This is a genomic window from Mesorhizobium sp. L-2-11, assembly GCF_016756595.1.
Lineage (GTDB): Bacteria > Pseudomonadota > Alphaproteobacteria > Rhizobiales > Rhizobiaceae > Mesorhizobium.
This window is the reverse complement of the sequence record NZ_AP023257.1, coordinates 3,823,820-3,841,678: the sequence shown is the minus strand read 5'-3', so window position 1 is coordinate 3,841,678 and position 17,859 is coordinate 3,823,820. Positions and strand designations below refer to the sequence as shown.

General features: G+C 60.2%; 14 protein-coding genes. 11 read left to right on the top strand and 3 right to left on the bottom strand.

Going from position 1 to position 17,859, the window contains the following annotated elements; translation table 11 throughout:
- Positions 1–271: 271 nt before the first annotated feature.
- From JG739_RS18325 to JG739_RS18300, 6 genes are all read left to right on the top strand, one after another.
- The gene (locus JG739_RS18325; protein ID WP_202362819.1) at positions 272–1,438 is read left to right on the top strand and encodes an ROK family transcriptional regulator; all 1,167 of its coding nucleotides are present in this window, start codon (positions 272–274) and stop codon (positions 1,436–1,438) included.
- 17 nt (positions 1,439–1,455) lie between these two features.
- Complete coding sequence (locus JG739_RS18320; protein WP_202367518.1) at positions 1,456–2,220, top strand: ATP-binding cassette domain-containing protein; 765 nt, start codon at positions 1,456–1,458, stop codon at positions 2,218–2,220.
- Positions 2,221–2,259: 39 nt separating this feature from the next.
- Entirely contained in the window at positions 2,260–3,300 is a 1,041-nt protein-coding gene (locus JG739_RS18315; protein WP_202362818.1) for a sugar ABC transporter substrate-binding protein, read from the top strand.
- A 151-nt stretch (positions 3,301–3,451) separates the two neighbouring features.
- Positions 3,452–4,447, top strand: a complete 996-nt coding sequence (locus JG739_RS18310) for an ABC transporter permease (RefSeq protein WP_202362817.1) — start codon at positions 3,452–3,454, stop codon at positions 4,445–4,447.
- A 13-nt stretch (positions 4,448–4,460) separates the two neighbouring features.
- The gene (locus tag JG739_RS18305; protein WP_202362816.1) at positions 4,461–5,231 is read left to right on the top strand and encodes an SDR family oxidoreductase; all 771 of its coding nucleotides are present in this window, start codon (positions 4,461–4,463) and stop codon (positions 5,229–5,231) included.
- Positions 5,232–5,483: 252 nt separating this feature from the next.
- On the top strand, positions 5,484–6,419 hold the full coding sequence (locus JG739_RS18300) for a hypothetical protein (RefSeq protein WP_244749476.1): 936 nt from the start codon (positions 5,484–5,486) through the stop codon (positions 6,417–6,419).
- On the opposite strand, the gene JG739_RS18295 is transcribed toward JG739_RS18300, so the two are convergent.
- Entirely contained in the window at positions 6,416–7,027 is a 612-nt protein-coding gene (locus tag JG739_RS18295; protein WP_199202860.1) for a recombinase family protein, read from the bottom strand. The two genes, JG739_RS18300 and JG739_RS18295, sit on opposite strands and share 4 nt — an antisense overlap.
- Before the next feature lie 121 nt (positions 7,028–7,148).
- On the opposite strand from JG739_RS18295, the gene JG739_RS18290 reads away from it, so the two are divergent.
- From JG739_RS18290 to JG739_RS18270, 5 genes are all read left to right on the top strand, one after another.
- Positions 7,149–10,073, top strand: coding sequence for a Tn3 family transposase (locus JG739_RS18290; RefSeq protein WP_199202861.1), 2,925 nt, complete (start codon positions 7,149–7,151; stop codon positions 10,071–10,073).
- Positions 10,074–10,235: 162 nt separating this feature from the next.
- On the top strand, positions 10,236–11,201 hold the full coding sequence (locus JG739_RS18285) for a transglutaminase family protein (RefSeq protein ID WP_199202862.1): 966 nt from the start codon (positions 10,236–10,238) through the stop codon (positions 11,199–11,201).
- 63 nt (positions 11,202–11,264) lie between these two features.
- On the top strand, positions 11,265–11,498 hold the full coding sequence (locus tag JG739_RS18280; protein ID WP_202362815.1) for an RHS repeat-associated core domain-containing protein: 234 nt from the start codon (positions 11,265–11,267) through the stop codon (positions 11,496–11,498).
- Positions 11,499–12,155: 657 nt separating this feature from the next.
- Complete coding sequence (locus JG739_RS18275; protein ID WP_202362814.1) at positions 12,156–12,503, top strand: hypothetical protein; 348 nt, start codon at positions 12,156–12,158, stop codon at positions 12,501–12,503.
- A gap of 160 nt (positions 12,504–12,663) precedes the next feature.
- Positions 12,664–14,118: a tetratricopeptide repeat protein gene (locus JG739_RS18270; protein WP_202362813.1), complete on the top strand. Its 1,455-nt coding sequence runs from the start codon at positions 12,664–12,666 to the stop codon at positions 14,116–14,118.
- A 139-nt stretch (positions 14,119–14,257) separates the two neighbouring features.
- Here JG739_RS18270 and JG739_RS18265 read toward each other — a convergent pair whose 3' ends face one another.
- Both JG739_RS18265 and dusA read right to left on the bottom strand, forming a co-directional pair.
- Positions 14,258–15,856 (bottom strand): ABC transporter substrate-binding protein, encoded by a 1,599-nt coding sequence (locus JG739_RS18265; RefSeq protein WP_202362812.1) that lies wholly within the window; start codon positions 15,854–15,856, stop codon positions 14,258–14,260.
- A gap of 557 nt (positions 15,857–16,413) precedes the next feature.
- Entirely contained in the window at positions 16,414–17,409 is a 996-nt protein-coding gene (gene dusA, locus JG739_RS18260; protein WP_202362811.1) for a tRNA dihydrouridine(20/20a) synthase DusA, read from the bottom strand.
- Positions 17,410–17,859: the final 450 nt, after the last annotated feature.

Here is a 17,859-nt window from a genome sequence, read left to right as displayed (position 1 = left end):
GATGTCCGGCAGGACAGAGGGGGGTGCTGTCCCGCCGGCCTGTCAACCAATAGCAGGCGCGTTCTTGAATTGGCTTGGCGGTCAGAGGGCGACTAACTCGAAAATTGGCGATCCTTCCCACCCCCTCTGGCCTGCCGGCCATCTCCCCCGCAAGGGGGGAGATCCGCAGCTTCGGCGCTCTGCCCCGCACTTCGCCCCACTTTCTTTTTTGAATTCCATTTGACTGAATAAATATTCGGTGCGAACCTGTTGTCTCCCAGGGATGCAAGACATGGCGCTGCGGGGGACCAATCAGGAGTTTGGGCGGCCTTACAACAGGCGCATCGTCCTTGAGTCCATCCGCCTTCACGGTCCGATTGCCCGCGGCGACATTGCCAAGCGGGTCGGGCTCACCGTGCAAACGGTCTCGACCATCGTTCGCGAGCTGGAAGAACATGGCTACGTTCTGTCGATGCGCGAAGAGCCGCGGGGGCGCGGGCTGCCTCCGGCGACGCTGCGGATCAACCCGGAGGGCGGCTATGCCGTCGGCATCCACGTCACCCCGCTGGGTATCCATGCGGCGCTGATCAATTTGAGCGGAGACGTGATCGAGAGCGCCTACCGCGAGGCCCCCAACGCGACGCCAGACCATGCCTTCGATCAGATCGGCGCGATGGTGCTTGAATTGACCGGACCGCGGCCGGGCGGTCGCGTTCTCGGCATCGGCATGGCGCTGCCCGGCCCTTTCGGCGTCGAGTCGATGAGCTTTGTCGGCCCGACGACGATGACCGGCTGGAAGGACGTGGCGCTTCGGGAACGGCTGGAGGCCTCGACCGGGCTGCCCGCGTTTTTCGAGACCGACATGGCGGCCGCGGCAATGGGCGAGCGCCTGTATGGCCTCGGGACGGGGTATTCCGAATACTACTATCTCTATTTCGGCGTCGGTCTTGGCGGGGTCATGGTGCATGACGGAAGCGCGTTGCGCGGCGCCTGGGGAAATGCCGGCGAGATCGGACATATCCCTGTCGTGCCGGGTGGCGAGCCGTGCCCCTGCGGCAATCGCGGCTGCCTCGAACGATACCTCTCGCTCGAGGCGCTGCGGCGCCGGAACGTCAGCGACGCCGATTGGGTTGATGAAGTCGGGCCGATCTTCCGCAACGCCATCACCATGGTCGAGAACCTGTTCGATCCCGAAACCATCATCCTCGGCGGACTGGCTTCCACCGATCTGCTTGAACGGCTGGCCGGTTCGGTTGCCAGGCTTCCCAACTCGATCTCGGCGCGAAACGACCGCACGGCGCCGCGTGTCACCGTCGCACGCGGCGGCCAGCATGCGGTATTGCGCGGGGCCGCAGCACTTGCCGTCTCAGGCGTGCTTTCGCCACGCTTCGGCCAGATATTCACCGCCGAGCGCGAACGCGGGCGAGATATCCTGCAAGGCAAGGGGATCGCGGCATGAGCGCAGCTCAGCCTGGCATGAGCGAACCCCTGCTGGTGCTCGACAACGTCACCAAGAATTTTGGCGCGATCGAAGCGCTCAAGGGCATCAGCTTCTCGATCGGCAAGGGCGAGGTGGTGGCGCTTCTGGGCGACAATGGCGCCGGCAAATCGACACTGGTCAAGATCATCGCCGGCGGCCTGGAGCCGACCTCCGGCCGCATGCTGTTCGAGGGCAAGGAATTTCTCGCCAAATCTCCCGCCGAGGCCAAGGCGGCGGGGATCGAGACCGTCTACCAGGATCTCTCGCTTTGCACCAATGTCGACGTGGTGGCCAATTTCTTCATGGGCCGCGAGATCACCAGGAAATTTCTTGGCGTTCCCGTGCTCGACGAACCCGCCATGGAGCAGGTGGTCGAAAAGGCTTTGGCCAGCGCCGGCACGCGCATCCCTTCGCTCAGAACCAATGTCGAGCACCTCTCGGGCGGCCAGCGGCAGGCCATCGAGCTCAACCGGTTCGTGCATTTTGGCGGCAAGCTCGTGCTTCTCGACGAGCCATTCGCAGCACTCGGTGTCGAGCAGACGCGGCGCGGTCTCGACATGATCCGCCAGGTGGCGAGCCAAGGTATCGGCGTCGTCATCATCACCCATATCATGCAGCAGGCCTTCCAGGTCGCCGACCGGATCGTGGTGATACGGCAAGGCGTCGTGGCGGGCGATGTCGCGCGCAACAAGACTAGTCCCGACGCGGTGGTCGACATGATCACCGGAGAGACGCTCGCCGGTGCCGGACCGGCAGGCTGAGGGACGAATGAGGGGTCCGGCGCAAGAGGAGCGAACGACATGAAGAAAATACTTCTTTCCGTCTTCGGTATCCTGGCACTGGCCTTTGCCACGCTCACGCCGGCATTCGCCCAGTCCAAGGGCACCGTCTACTATCTGGTGCCGACATTGCTCGATGAATTCCAGACCGGCTCGGTGAGCGCTCTGGAGATGTTCCTGAAGCAGGTCGGCTACGAGATGAAGACGCTGAACGCCGACAACAAGACCGACGCTCAGCAATCGCAGATGAACGACGTCATTGCGCTCAAGCCGTCGGCGATCATTCTTGCTGCCGTCGATTTCAATGCGTTGAAGCCGTCCATCGAGGCGGCCCGCGCCGCCGGCATCCCGGTCGTCGAGTTCGATCGCCAGATCACCTCGACACCATCCGACTTCACCTCGGTGGCGGGTACGGTCGAGATCGGCCAGATTGCCGCCGACCAGGCCGAGAAGCTCTTGAAGGCGAAGCACGGGGCGGTGAAAGGCAAGATCCTCCAGGTGCTCGGCGATCCCGGCGACCCCTACACGCTCGACATCCAGAAGGGTTTCGAGGAGAAGATGAAGGCGTTCCCGGACGTCACGATCATCTCGGTGCCGGCCATGCAATGGGCGGCGGATGCAGCCGGAACCATCGTCAACGACCAGATGCTCGCCAACCCTGATATCGACCTGATCTTCAGCCACGCGGCGCATCTCTCGGTCGCCGCCGTCGCCTCGCTCGAGGCCGCCGGCAAGAAGCCCGGCGACGTCATGATGATGAGCTCGAACGGTGCGCCGGTCGGTCTCGACCTGATTCGCAAGGGCTGGCTCAACGTCGAAGTCGAGCAGCCGCTCTACGCTCAGGCCGCCGCCGTCGCCATGTTCATGGACAAGGTCGTCAACAAGCAGGAGATCAAGCCGGGCGAGTACGACGTGCTCGGCCTGAAGTCGACCCTGACCATCGAAGCCTGGGGACCGAATATAAAAATCCCGGGCGCTGCGATCACCAAGGAAAACGTCGACAACCCGGCCTTCTGGGGCAACATGAAGCCGCCCTCGGGCACCGTGAAGCCGGTCGAATAGCAAAGTCGCCCAGGGCTTCGGGCCGCGCTGGCCCGGAGCTCGAGCCCTTTGCCACTCGGCGCGTTCGAACGGACGCGCAGGGCAGACTGCAGCAATTTTTCAATCCGCGCATGATGCTTTCCGAGGATCGATGCGCCAGCCGGATCAGCACATGAACCCCCGCACGCGCCGCGCCCTCGAGTTCGTCCTCGACAACCTCGTCTGGTTCATGCTGGTCGTCGTGCTGGTGGTCTTCTCCATCGCCATTCCGAACTATTTCCAGCTCGGCATCTTCGCCAACATCATCGAGGCGTCGAGCGTGCTTGGCGTCATGTCGATCGGCCTGGCGCTGGTCATCATCACCGGCCACATGGACCTGTCGGTCGAATCGGTGGCGGCGCTCGGCGCCATGGCGGTCGGCATCCTGTTCTGCTCGGCGGGTATCGGCCTTGGCGTTCAATTGCACCCGGAATGGCTGATGGTTCCGGTTTCGCTGCTGATCGCCCTTGCTGTCGGCGGCATCATCGGCGCCATCAACGGCTACCTGGTTGTCAAGGTGAAGATGAGTGCCTTCATCATCACGCTGGCGTCCTACATCTGGGTGCGCGGCCTCGTGCTGGTCATTTCCGGCGGCCGCTCGGCGCAGGACCTTGCGCCGGCAATCCGCTGGTTCGGCATTCAGCGCCTGCTTGGCCTGCCGCTCACCGCCTGGATCGCGATTTCGTGTTTCGTGGTCTTCTCGCTGATCATGGCCAAGACCCCCTTCGGCAGGCATCTGATCATGATCGGCGGCAACGAGACCGCAACCTTCCGCGCCGGCATCCGGGTGAACCGCAACCTCGTCATCGCCTTCGTTCTCGCTGGCGCCATCGCCGGCCTTGCCGGCTGGCTGCTGGTGATCCGCACCTCCGGCGCCACCGCCAACCTCGGCGTCGGCCTGCTGTTCAATGCCTTCGCCGCCGTCGTCATCGGCGGTGTCAGCCTGAAGGGCGGCGTCGGCACCCTGCCCGGCGTCTATGCCGGCGTGCTTTTGCTGTCGGCCATCAACACGGCGATCAACCTCATGGGCCTGCCGGCCAACTTCACCCAGGTGATCCACGGCTTGCTGGTGCTTGCCGCCGTGCTGCTCGACGCGTTCAAGCAAACCATCCGCCAAAGACTGGCATGAGAAGGGGGCTGGCATGACCGGGCGTCTCGAAGACAAGGTCGCGCTGATCGTCGGCAGTGCGCGCGGCATCGGCAAGGGCATCGCACAACGCTTTGCCGAAGAGGGTGCCAAGCTGGTGCTGGCCGATACCGAGGTCGAGGCCGGGCAAGCGGCCGCGGACGAGCTTAGCGCTGCCTTCATCGGCACCGACATCTCGCAGATGGCCGAAGCCGAGGCCGCCGTTGCACTGGCGCTCGACCATCACGGCCGTCTCGACATCATGGTCCAGAATGCCGGCATCTATCCCTGGCAATTGCTGGAAAACACCAGTCCGGAGGACTGGGACCGTGTCATGGCAGTCAATTTGCGCGGCAGCTTCAATGCCGCCCGTGCCGCGCTGGTTCCGATGAAGGCCCAGCATTTTGGCCGCATGCTGTTCACCTCCTCGATCACCGGCCCGCACGTCACCAGCCCCGGTCACGGCCATTATTCGGCGACCAAGGCCGGCATCAACGGCCTGATCCGTTCAGCCGCTCTCGAATTCTCGGCCTATGGCATCACCGTCAACGGCGTCGAGCCCGGCAATATCCTCACCGAAGCCATCCAGCTGCATCGCGGCGCCGCCTATATCAAGAACATGGAGGACTCCATACCGCTCGGCCGCCTCGGCAGCCCGCGCGACGTGGCCAACGCCTTCCTGTTCCTGGCCTCGGACGACGCCAGCTACATCACCGGCACGACCATCATCGTCGACGGCGGGCAGCTGCTGCCCGAAGGCAAGGATTTTCGGCTGCTTCCGCCATGATTTTTTCGGCGCCGGTTTCGCCAGTCGTGCCGCGGCGCGACGAAACAAAGCTGCGCCCTGCCAATGCTTCAAGATCGGTTTACCCGAAGCTGGTAACAGCAACGGCGATCGTTTTCATGATCAAGCAAAGGGCCTGACCTTGCCGCAGCATCATAGCTCTCTTTTCGGCAACCTGAGCGAGTGCAACTGGAGATTGCAGCCCTGCCAACAGCTGACGTTCGGGAGCCAGGGCTCCGACGCCAGGAGCCCGGCTTGAGCATCGTTCGCGCCCTGGAAGGCGCCGACCTTCCGGCAGTCGCCGGCATGTTCCAACGCGTGCTGCGCAAGGAGCGGACCGAAGCGCCGGCCTCGCTCATCGACTATATGAGACGGTTTTATCTGGAGGCGCCGGGTTGCGGAGGCGATCTCCGCTCGCTTGTCCATGTCAACGACGCCGGCCGCATCTCCGGGTTTGTCGGCGTCCACGTATTGCCGATGCAGTTCAACGGCCGGCAATTACGCGCCGCCATTTGCAGTTCGCTGATGGTCGAGGATCATGATCGCGACCCGATGGCCGGCGCCCGCCTGTTGAAGGCTTTTCTGGATGGCCCGCAGGATATCTCGTTCAGCGAGACGGCCAACGATATTTCCACAAAATTGTGGACCCGGCTGCGCGGCGTTGTCCTGCCGCAATACAGTCTCGACTGGGTGCGCGTGATGCGGCCGTCGAGCTTTGTGCTCGGCCTTTCCGCCAGTCGCAAGAAGCTTGCCCGAATGCTCAATCCGTTTGCCCATGCCGTCGACCGATTTTATTGCAGGCGAATGACGTCCAGCGAACGACGCTGGTCCGGCGTGGCGGCAGACGGGGCCGGTCATGGCGCCTTTCGGACATCGCAAATCGACGGCGACGCATTTGCCAGGCTCGTCGAACCGTTGACCGCCCATTTCGCCCTGCGCCCGGCGTGGGCGAAAGGCCAGCTCGATCATATGCTGACCGACGCGGCACAAAAGCCGGATTTCGGCGAGCTTGTCTATGCTTCCGTGGCATCGCCGGTCGGCACCAATGTCGGCGCATTCGCCTATCACGCACGTGCCGGTGGAATCGGTCGCGTGCTGCAGATCCTCGCCCTCCCCGGCCAGGCGGGTTCCGTCATCGACTGCCTGATAGATGAGGGGTCGGTTCCGGCTGAGTGTGAAATGACACCCTAAGCGGCAAGGACACGCTTGCCATAGTCGCGAAGGTGGCCGGTAGGATCGACGTATCGATACAATGTCACCGGTTTGATCCCGAGTTCCTGGCAAAGTTCGGAGACGGCGGTGTCGCGATTTGCCATCGCGGCTTGCGCTAGCCGAACTTGGGCCTTGGTAAGGGCGAATTTTCTCCCGCCCTTTCGGCCTCTGGCGCGTGCGGCCTGCAGGCCGGCGATCGTTCGTTCGCGAATAAGTTCGCTTTCAAACTCGGCCAGGGCGGCGAAGATGCCGAAAGAAAGCCGCCCGGCTGGCGTTGTCGTGTCGATTTGCGCCCCTTGACCGGTCAAGACCTTCAGGCCGACACCGCGATCGGTGAGCTCGGTTACGGTTTTGACCAGATGATGCAGGCTGCGGCCCAGCCGATCGAGCTTCCAGATGACAAGCACGTCACCACTACGGAGTGCTTTGAGACAGGCCTCCAAACCGGGACGGTCATCTCTCGTGCCTGATGCACGGTCAGAATAGATGTGCTGTTCTGTAATGCCGGCACTGAGGAGCGCATCGCGCTGGAGGTCGAGCGACTGGCTTCCATCGGCTTTGGAGACGCGGGCGTATCCGATCAGCATGTTTCACAAACGAGTGTTTGAGGCATTGACGCGCAACCAGGTGCGATAACCATTGTGAATATACCTTATTCCATTTCACAAACAAGAATTCTCAATCCTTTCCTCGGGATAAAAAAGAAACATGGCTCATCGTTCCGTTCTGACTGATCGCCAACGCGCTACCCTCTTCGACCTGCCGACCGACGAAGTCTCACTTTTGCGGCACTACACTTTGGCCGACGACGATCTGGTCCATATTCGGGAACGGCGGCGTCCCGAGAACAGACTGGGATTTGCGCTTCAGCTTTGCGCGCTGAGATATCCCGGGCGGACGCTTTATCAGGGCGAGGTCATTCCTGACCAGGTTCTTGCGTTCATCGCCGCGCAGATCGGCGTGGCCGGCGACGCGCTGCTCAACTATGCCGTTCGCCGGCAAACGCGCCAGCAGCATATGGAGGCCTTGCGCGCTATCTACGGCTACAAGAATTTCGCAGGCCGCGGCGCACGGGAACTGAAAGAGTCGCTTGACGCGCAGGCCGAAGATTCCCGCTCCAATGAAGATCTCGCACGGCGATTTGTCGATGGATGCCGCCAAACTCAAACCATCTTGCCGGCGATTTCGATGATTGAGCGACTCTGCGCCGACGCCCTTGTGGCAGCCGAACGCCGGATCGAGATGCGGATTACCGATCGCCTCGATCAGCCGATCCGCGATCGGCTCGATATGCTGCTGACAGAAATGACGGAGGGCAATGTCAGCCGCTTCGTCTGGCTGCGCAGAACCGAACCGGGTGACAACTCTGCCTTGGCGAACCGTCTGCTCGACCGCCTTGAATTTCTGGCAGGGCTAGGATTGAAGCCACAGGTTCTCGATGATGTTCCGCCACATCGGATCGCCCGTCTGCGACGGCAGGGCGAGAGATATTTCGCCGATGGCTTGCGCGATATCGGAACGGAGCGGCGCCTGGCTATTCTTGCCGTTTGCGTAGTGGAGTGGGCCGCGGCGATTGGCGATGCTGTTGTGGAGACGCATGACCGGATCGTCGGCAAGACCTGGCGAGAGGCCAAACGGCTTTGCGATGGACGCGTTGCTGATGCCAAAACGGCCGTAACCGACACCTTGCGCGCCTTCTCCGGTCTCGGCACGGCAATGCTCGAAGCACGAAACGACGGCATTTCGCTTGAAACGGCGATTGCCACATCGCCAGGCTGGCCGGAGCTGGAGAAACTGGTCGCTACGGCATCTCAATTGACCGACACCCTTGCCGCCGATCCACTGGCTCATGTCATCCAGGGCTTTCATCGCTTCCGCCGCTATGCGCCGCGCATGCTGCGCTGCCTGGAAATACAGGCGGCAAGCGTGGCCGAACCGCTCATGCGAGCAATCGCCCTGATCCGGGAAAAGCGCGAAACACCGTCGCAACCGACAACTTTTCTGCGTCCCACATCAAAATGGAACCGCCATCTCAAGGCGCAGGATGACGGCGACCATCGCTTGTGGGAAGTAGCGGTCCTCTTCCATTTACGCGACGCGTTCCGGTCCGGCGACGTATGGCTCGCCCATTCCCGCCGCTATGCCGATCTCAAACAAGCGCTGGTGCCGATGTCGGCTGCTCTGGCCACAACAAGGCTGGCGGTCCCGTTCGAACCCGGCTCATGGCTTGCCGATCGCAAGGCCAGAATGGCGGATGGACTGAAGCGGCTGGCCAGAGCCGCCCGGAGCGGCACCATTCCGCTCGGCAGCATCGAAGACGGTACCTTGCATCTTGAACGGCTGACTGCGGCAACACCGCAGGACGCCGACGAACTGATCCTCGATCTTTACCGGCGCATGCCGGAAGTGCGGATCACCGACATTCTTCTGGATGTCGATGCGGCAACCGGATTTACGGAAGCCTTCACCCATCTACGAACCGGTGCTCCCTGCCAGGACAAGATCGGCCTTCTGAACGTACTGCTGGCCGAAGGGCTCAATCTGGGCTTAAGAAAGATGGCGGAAGCGTCCAATACCCACGACTACTGGCAATTGTCTCGCCTTTCGCGCTGGCATGTCGAAAGCGACGCCATCGACCAGGCGCTCGCCATGGTGGTCGCGGCTCAAGGCCGTCTGCCGATGGCCCAATTCTGGGGAATGGGAGCGACCGCTTCCAGTGACGGCCAGTTCTTCCCGACCGCGCGACAGGGCGAGGCGATGAATCTCATCAACGCCAAATATGGCAACGAACCAGGTGTAAAGGCATATACACACCTGTCCGATCAGTTCGCCCCTTTCGCGACCCAGCTCATTCCGGCGACCGTCAGCGAGGCGCCTTATATTCTTGACGGTCTCCTCATGAATGAAGCCGGCCAGCGTGTCCGTGAACAATACGCCGATACCGGCGGCTTCACCGACCATGTCTTCGCCACCGCCTCGATCCTGGGTTACCGGTTCATTCCGCATATCCGGGATTTGCCGTCGAAGCGTCTTTACGTGTTCAATCCTGCCGGCACACCTAGCGAGTTGCGCGGCCTCGTCGGCGGCAAGATCAGAGAGGACCTCATCGTCTCGAACTGGTCCGACATTTTGCGTAGTGCTGCGACCATGGTCGCCGGCATCATGGCGCCCAGTCAGCTGCTGCGCAAATTCGCTTCCTATCCGCGCCAACACGATCTTGCGCTCGCCCTTCGCGAGGTCGGCCGCATTGAGCGCACGCTGTTCATCATTGAATGGATCCTCGATGTCGACATGCAGCGTCGTGCGCGCATCGGTCTCAATAAAGGCGAGGCACATCACGCGCTCAAGAACGCCCTGCGGATAGGCCGGCAAGGCGAGATTCGTGACCGGACCACGGAAGGCCAGCACTATCGCATAGCGGGTCTCAATCTGCTTGCCGCCATCATCATCTACTGGAACACGGTTCATCTCGGGCGAGCCGTCCTGCAGCGCAGAAATACGGGGCTCGACGTGCCGCCGGAACTGCTTGCCCATATCTCGCCGCTCGGCTGGGCGCATATCCTGCTCACCGGCGAGTACCGATGGCCCAAGCCCACCAAGCGAGTTGAGGCCATCCTTCGCGCTGCTCCATGACAAAAACGGCCCGGCGCGAAAATCAATGTGGCGGAGTATCTTCGCCCACCGCGCGACCGAGAGTCGCGCCCTCTATCGTTTTTTGTGCGCAACTGGAGATTGCCCACTATCTTTGGGCCCGGGCGCGATTATGATGGCAGTCGATGCGGTTACGAGGGGCCTATGCATCGCACCGTCGCAAAGCTCGGCTTGACGCTGTTTCTCGTCGTAGCGACGTGGCCGGCTATTGCCGGCGAGGCGCAATCGCCAGTCACCTTCGTGCGCTCGATCCTCAATGCCCCCGCCAGCGAGATGAGCTTCGCCCGCACCAAAATCGCGGTCGACAGGTTCGCCGATCCGTCGATTAATGAAGCGGCCACGATTGCTGAACTCGACGGCATGGTGGCGATTGTCGGCAAGATGCTGTCCACCTTGCCGCCGGCCGAGGCGGCAACCGACATGGAAAAGATGAAGGCTCTGAGGGCGTTCATCTATGAGCCGGGACACTGGAACGATCAGAAACCGTTCCAGTACGATCTGGCCGATCCTTTCGGCCAGCAGTTCGGCGCGCAGATGCTGACGCGCTACCTTGCCACGAAAAAGGGCAATTGCGTTTCTATGCCGATGCTGTTCCTCGCCCTTGGCGAAAAGCTCGGCCTCGATCTCGCCCTCTCGACAGCGCCGCTCCATGTGTTCGTAAAGTTCACCGACCGAGCGACAGGCAAGACATGGAATCTTGAAACGACAAGCGGGGCCGGCTTCGCCCGCGACGAACACTATCGCAAGATTGCGCCAATGACAGACCAGGCGGTTGCCAATGGCGTCTATCTCAAGACACTGAATCGCCACGAAACACTTGCGCTGATCGCGACCGGCGCTCTCGATGCTCTGCTGGCGGCAGGCCGCTATGACGAAGCCATCGCCGTTGCCGATGTGCTGATCGAAGCCAATCCGGCCGATGCCTACTCGCTGACCAAGAAAGGCACGGCCTACTATCGGCTGCTCGAACGCGACTTCATTCGCAAATATCCGGCCGAGAAAGACATTCCGCCGGCAGAAATGCCGCGCGCCATTGAGCTTTCACGTGCCAATCAGGACGCCTTCGCCAAGGCAGAAGCGCTTGGCTGGCGCGAGCCGAAACTGAACTGAATACCGAATACCATTTGAAGAGGCAGGGGACTGAAAATGGGAGTTGGAAGGATCGTTCAACGCTTGCTGGCGGTCATGCTGGCGATCTCGATGACGGTCGCCGGCACGGCCGGCGGTTACGCCGCTTCGGCATTCAGACCACACTTGTTGCCACTTTCCAGCGGGGCTCAGGCTACTCCGGTGCGTTTCATATCTCCCGACACGATGGACCCGACAATGCCGGGGGTCGGAACAAACAGATACGCCTACGCCGAAAATGATCCTGTCAATAAAAGCGATCCAAATGGTCATATTTGAGGGTGGGTCGCCGGTGCGATAGTAGGCTACTTCGCTTCTACCACCGAAGCCAATACCCCCACCACGCCTGACGATATAGCGCAGACAAGTGAGACGGAAGCGTTGGCAAATATGGCGCTTGGCGCTGCGTCTGCTCCTACCGGCGGCGTCGCTTTGGGTATCGGCCAAGGCATGGCTAGAGCAAGCACCTTAAGGGGCCTAAGCTACGCTCAACGGACATTTAGCGAAACATTCAGCTCGTTCGGCAGAGCACAATATTCAAAATTGGCTGGAACGAAAATAAGTACGATTGATGACCTCGCCTCTGCGATAAAAAGTGGACAAGTAAAACCAAGCCAACTCTCGGTTGAAACCGGGAGAGTTAATGGAAAAGGGTATATTATGAACACCCGCACGGCGACTGCTTTGGAGCGCGCCAATGTACCGCGGTCACAATGGAATATTGTAGATAAGACGAAGGACAAGTACGCAATGGATCGATTGAGAGCTCAGCTTGAAAGAAACAACATACCTCCTGGGCAGACCATTTCTGCGCCAAAGAGCGAGAGTTCAGGTGCATCTGCCGGAAGTGCGAGTGCGTCTAACGGGAATTCGGGTGGCGGACTTCTAGGCGCAATAGGTCGTGCAACCGGTCTCTGGTAAGAGTAGGCAAGTCTCATGAAAGAATTCCTGCAATTGCCTTATGACTCAAGTGGGTATGGGGACTTTGGCGTCTCCTATGTCGGTACCGATGCGAGGGTGCATTTTAGGTATCGGGCCGGCGGAAAGGATCGCATTCCCGAATTGTATTTTGAGTTTTGCATACATATGTCGGTAAATGGCATTCTAAATAGCCAGAAGCAGCTTCCGTACGATGTTGTTCTGGCAGAAAATTATAAAAATGAGGAATATGAAGGATTCTCTAGATTTTTATTTATGCTAAGCGGGAGCGATTTTCAGTTCGAAATTATCGCCAAGAATTGTACTTTTGCAGAATCCACGGAGAAAAGCACGCTTGTCGAATGAAGACACGGCAATCTCGAATCGTCGCCGTCTTCATGACAAGAACATTGCCACAGTGTTGATGAGAACGTAGGTCTGCCTCCTCCAGAATGGACCCTATTATGGCAAGCTCGTCCTTGCCGCTTAGGGTGTCATTTCGCACTCAGCCGGAACCGACCCCAATATGTCCGACGAGGCGGGGCAAGAGACCTTTACTGATGGCATGACCGATGACTTGATCACCGACCTTTCAAAGGTTTCCGGCCTATTCGTAATCGCGCGAAACTCGACATTCGCTTACCGCGGCAAGCCGGTGAAAATCAGTCAGGTCGCGGAAGAACTTGGCGTGCGTTACGTTCTCGAGGGGAGCGTACGGCGAGCCGGCGAGCAGGTGCGAGTCAACGCACAGCTCATCGATGCCCTCACCGGCGGGCATGTGTGGGCGGACAGGTTCGATGGAAACGTCGCTGATATTTTTGCGATCCAGGACGTTTTTGTCGCAAAGATCGTCGAAGCGTTGAAGGTCAATCTCACCACCACCGAAAAAACGGAAATCGCCCGCGCCAAGCCGGACAACATTGCAGCCAAGGAAGCTTTCGAAGAGGGTTGGAGCCTTTATCTCCGTTACACCGCAAAGGACACAGCTGCCGCCATTACTTCCTTGAAAGAAGCAGCCGAATTCGATCCCGAATATGGCCGCGCTTATGCCGCCCTGGCGCTGGCCTACTTCCGCGTCGTTGAGTCACTCTGGGGTAAAGAACTCGGAAGGGACGAACCATATTTCTGGTGGGGAGCTCACGATTACGCAGAGTTGGCCCAGAAATATCCAACGTCACTGTCTTACACGGTCGAGGCATTGCGGGACGTCTATCAAGGTCTGGCCGAAGATGCACGCAGGAATGCCGGTCGAGCGATTGCTTTGGATCCCAACGACCCCGAGGCACACATCGCAACGGCTTGGGCGCTGACGATCTCAGGCGAACCTGCAGAGGCGCTGAATTTCGTCGCGACCGCCATGCGGCTCAACCCGAACTATCCAAGCCACTACGTTCTCGCGCGTGGATTGGCGCTTTTTGCAACGGGCGATCTGAAACAAGCGGCTGAGGTGCTCGGAGAAGGCGTCAGGCGAAACCCAGACGCAACTGCGCTCTTTCTACCTCTCAGTTCCGTGCTGGCGCAGCTCGGCCGCCGGGAAGAAGCCAGGCAAATGCTGGTGAAGTTCCGGCCCGGCATAGGCCAGAAGGGCCTCGAAAACATTCCCGACACCATACACCTCTCGTTCAAATGGGATTATGAACACGCAAGCGTCCGGGAGCGCCTGAATGACGGTGTCCGTATCGCTGCGCTGCCGCTGGACGTCACCGTTACGAGCCTGGAAGCAGAGCTTGAGACCGGCAATCTCTTTTCCCAGCAATATGCAGTAAAGCGACTGGGCTGGTTTGGACCAGCGGCAACACAAGCCGTTCCGGCTCTGGTTGAGGCGCTCAAGGTCGAGCATCTCCGCCGGGAGGCCATCGAGGCGCTGGGAAAGATCGGGCCTCCGGCACGGGCTGCGATACCTGCGCTCGTGGCACTCCAGAATGAAGCTCTGGTTGGCATTTACGCAAAGAACGCGCTGTCCAAGATCAGAGGCAATTGATGGACCCCGGATGCGCTCCAGGGACTTCCGCTTGTGGGCAACTCGGACCTGCTTGCGATGTCCGCTCCGGAGCCGCTGCTGGGGGACAAGGAGGCATCAAACGCGTGCAGCCCGCCATCCCAATTTATGAGTACACGGCCTAGGTGAACCACCAGCGTTCGGCGATCTTCAGCCCGTCCATCGGCCAGTTCGATGCCACCTCGCCATGGGCGAGAGCCTTGGTGTGGGCATCGACATAGGAGTTGAAGACCAGGTTCACCAGGCCGCCGTCGTCATGCAGCAATTGCTGCATTTCGGCATACATGCCGGCACGCTTGGTATCGTCGGTCTCCGATCGGGCGGCGACGAGCAGCTCATTAAAGCGCGAATTTTTCCAAGACGTTTCGTTCCACACCGCATCCGCCGCATAGGCGGTGGTGAACATCCAGTCGCACCCCGGCCGGCCGGCCCAGTAAGAGGCGAAGAACGGCTTCTTGAGCCAGACATTGTCCCAGTAGCCGTCATTGGGCTCCCTGATCACATTCAGGTTGAGCCCGGCGGCCCGGGCATGCTCCTGCCAAAGGAGGGCGGAGTCGGTCGCACCCGCGAAGGCGGCATCCGCGACCGACAGGTCGAACCGGGTGTTCTCGGCCCCCGCCTTCTTGAGGAGGCTCTTGACCATGTCGGGGTCGTAGACGTGCTTCGGCTGCGGATCGATCGCGAACTTGACGGTCGGTGCGATCGGATTGTCGTTGCCGACGGCGCCGTGGCCGAGAAACACCTTCTGCACGATCTCGTCGCGTTTGAGCGAGTATTTGATCGCATTCCGCACATCGGGATTGTCGAAGGGCGCCTTCTGGACGTTCATGACATAGACGTAATGGCCGTAGCCCGTCGTCTCCAAGATCACGAGATCGGGGTTCTGCTTCAGAATGTCGAGCGTCTTCAGATCGCAGCGATCCATGTAGTGGACCTCGCCGGTGTAGAGCGCGTTGGTGCGCGCCGTTACATCATTGATCGCCAGGCATTCGACACGGTCGAACCAGCCCTTGTCGGATTTGAAGTAGCTCGGGTTCTTGTTGAAGGTGGCGATGACGCCGGGCTCGAATTTCTCGAGCATGTAGGGGCCGGTGCGGATGCCCGACTCCCAGTCGACGCCGCCCTCTTTCGCCGGCATGACCGGGATGTCCGACATGATGTAGGGGAAGTCGGCATTGCCGCCGTCGAGTTCGAACACCACCGTCTCGGCACCGTCGGCGACGACATTCTTGACCGAAGCCAAGAGCGATTTCATCACCGAATTCGTGCCCTCGACGTTATGATGCCTGACAGAGGCCACGACATCGTCGGCGGTAACCGTCTTGCCATTGTGAAAGGTGGCTCCTTTCCTCAGTTTGAACGCCCACTTCTTGGCGCCGTCTGACGGCTCAAAGCTCTCGGCGAGGTCGGGGACCACGTTGCCCTTGGAATCGATCTCGGTCAGGCTGTTCGACAAGGTTCCAAATAGCGCGGTGCCGGTGAACCGGTTGACGTTGGTACTACCCGGGTCCAGTGAATCGGTGGCGGCGGCATCGCCGATGCCGATCTTCAAGGTGCCGCCCTTCTTGGGCTCGGCGCGCACCGTCTGGACGAACATCGCATTGGCGGCCGTGGCGGTAAGACCGGCGGCGAGGGCCAGCTGAACAAAGTCGCGACGCGAAACCCTGCCTTTCGCGGCAAGCTTGGCGGCCAACTTCAGTTTCGTTTCAAATTCCGTCACAGATGCTCTCTCCCTCGAACGGAAGATCATGCGTGACCCTTGGCGGCCCGAGAGACTTTAGGACGATAGCACAACAGGCATTCCCCAGCTAACGAGGAACCTCCGGCAGCGCACGGTCGGACTCGTGTCCTCTCGCTTGCTCCCGCGCGGACTTGGGCCTTGCCCGGGGCGGATGGATCGGTCGATATCCAGTTCGTTGGCTGCGACGGAAAGATTGCCAACTGTATTTCGATTACACCTGGCTGGAGTTACTGGGTCCGCCTCTATCACCCGCGCACGCAAATTTAGATCGCACATGGTATTCTCGGAGCCGAAGCTGATGAATTGATATGAGGATGTCGAATGTCCGCTCTTCCAAAGCTGCCCTGGAATCGCTTTCGCTAATGTCCGTTTCTGGCGCTACTTACCCGTTCAGGTGGCCGCTACAGTTGATTGCGAGCGACCCTGGGCAGTCTTTCGAAACGAACGCACAACAGAATCATCATTTGTTCTCGCTCAGCGTTGTTTGGCGTACCTTCAACGCGATGCCCTCCGCATGATCTTGCGTGATTGAACAATCAGGCTGCTTCGGCGTCCCTTCCGCTAAAATCGACTGCAGCGAAAGCCGCCTTCAGCACATCCGGTCCGGCGCCGGGCTTTGTCGCATCGGTCGAAAGAATCTGCCGGTAACGGCGCGCGCCGGGCAGGCCGTGAAACAGGCCGACCATGTGACGGGTGACATGGCCAAGCCGCCCGCCCCGTTCGATATGGCGCGCTGCATATTCCGCCATGGCATCGATCAGCGCGACAAAATCGAAGGTTTTGGGTGTGTCGCCGTAAAACGCCGCGTCGACGCCTGCCAGAATGCCCGGCGTGTGATAGGCGGCGCGGCCGAGCATGGCGCCATCGACATGATCAATGTGGTCAAGCGCCTCTTCAAGAGATTGAATTCCACCGTTGATGCCGATGAATTTGTTTGGATTTTTGGCCTTCAGCCGATACACCCTGTTGTAGTCGAGCGGCGGGATGTCGCGGTTTTCCTTCGGGCTCAGCCCTTCCAGCCACGCCTTGCGGGCATGCACCCACAGTGCGTCGGCGCCGGCCGCGAAAACCCCTTCCGCCAAGGTATCGAGCGCCGGCTCGGGATCCTGCTCGTCGACGCCGATGCGGCATTTGACGGTAACCGGAATGCTGACCGAAGCCTTCATCGCTGCGACGCAATCGGCGACCAGGTCCGGTGCTTTCATCAGGCAGGCGCCGAACGTACCCGACTGGACGCGGTCGGACGGGCAGCCGACATTGAGGTTGATCTCGTCATAGCCGAAGGCTTCGCCGATGCGCGCCGCCTCGGCGAGCTTCTGCGGATCGGAGCCGCCGAGCTGCAACGCCACCGGATGTTCCGTATCATCGAAGCCGAGCAAGCGCTCGCGCTCGCCGTGGATGACCGCGTCGGCGACGACCATCTCGGTGTAGAGCAATGCCCGGCGCGTCAACTGGCGATGCAGGAACCGGCAATGCCGGTCCGTCCAGTCCATCATAGGTGCGATGGCAAACTTCCTGCTTAAGTCGTTCATTACGTCACACTTTTTCTAGTCGGCCCAATGCCCATTGGACCGACCGATAAGAGGTTCCCATATCATATCCAAAAGCACGCTTAACAGGGACGGCAGCTTTGAGAAGCGGCGCTTGAGCCCGGATTTGTGATCGGCGTGCACGAAAGCGGCGGTCACCCCGAGGCGGTTTCCTCGCTGAGAAGGAAAGCGGGAAGCAGGAAATGTTGTCGCAAAAGTTGAGTTCTGCGAGTGTGCAAAAGTCAGTTGCAAAACCGTCCCTTTGATCGGGAGTTTTCGCGACAAGGGAAGGTCGCGAGAGGTGGTTTTCCCGTAGCCTCCCTCGATCGGAACGAGAGAAAGAAGCGCCATTTGCCGCCATTCAGGAGCCGCTCCAATCCTGCCATTCGTGCTACCACCAAATGCGACCCGACGCGATCATCAGCGATGGGTACGGTTCGGTTGAGGCATGCA

Bases quoted from the DNA above. Each gene is read 5' to 3' on its own strand.
- JG739_RS18295 (WP_199202860.1), bottom strand. From the start codon at position 7,027: ATGCTGATCGGATACGCCCGCGTCTCCAAAGCCGATGGAAGCCAGTCG.
- JG739_RS18305 (WP_202362816.1), top strand. From the start codon at position 4,461: ATGACCGGGCGTCTCGAAGACAAGGTCGCGCTGATCGTCGGCAGTGCG.
- JG739_RS18325 (WP_202362819.1), top strand. From the start codon at position 272: ATGGCGCTGCGGGGGACCAATCAGGAGTTTGGGCGGCCTTACAACAGG.
- JG739_RS18315 (WP_202362818.1), top strand. From the start codon at position 2,260: ATGAAGAAAATACTTCTTTCCGTCTTCGGTATCCTGGCACTGGCCTTT.
- JG739_RS18290 (WP_199202861.1), top strand. From the start codon at position 7,149: ATGGCTCATCGTTCCGTTCTGACTGATCGCCAACGCGCTACCCTCTTC.
- JG739_RS18270 (WP_202362813.1), top strand. From the start codon at position 12,664: ATGTCCGACGAGGCGGGGCAAGAGACCTTTACTGATGGCATGACCGAT.
- JG739_RS18320 (WP_202367518.1), top strand. From the start codon at position 1,456: ATGAGCGAACCCCTGCTGGTGCTCGACAACGTCACCAAGAATTTTGGC.
- dusA (WP_202362811.1), bottom strand. From the start codon at position 17,409: ATGAACGACTTAAGCAGGAAGTTTGCCATCGCACCTATGATGGACTGG.
- JG739_RS18275 (WP_202362814.1), top strand. From the start codon at position 12,156: ATGAAAGAATTCCTGCAATTGCCTTATGACTCAAGTGGGTATGGGGAC.
- JG739_RS18285 (WP_199202862.1), top strand. From the start codon at position 10,236: ATGCATCGCACCGTCGCAAAGCTCGGCTTGACGCTGTTTCTCGTCGTA.
- JG739_RS18310 (WP_202362817.1), top strand. From the start codon at position 3,452: ATGAACCCCCGCACGCGCCGCGCCCTCGAGTTCGTCCTCGACAACCTC.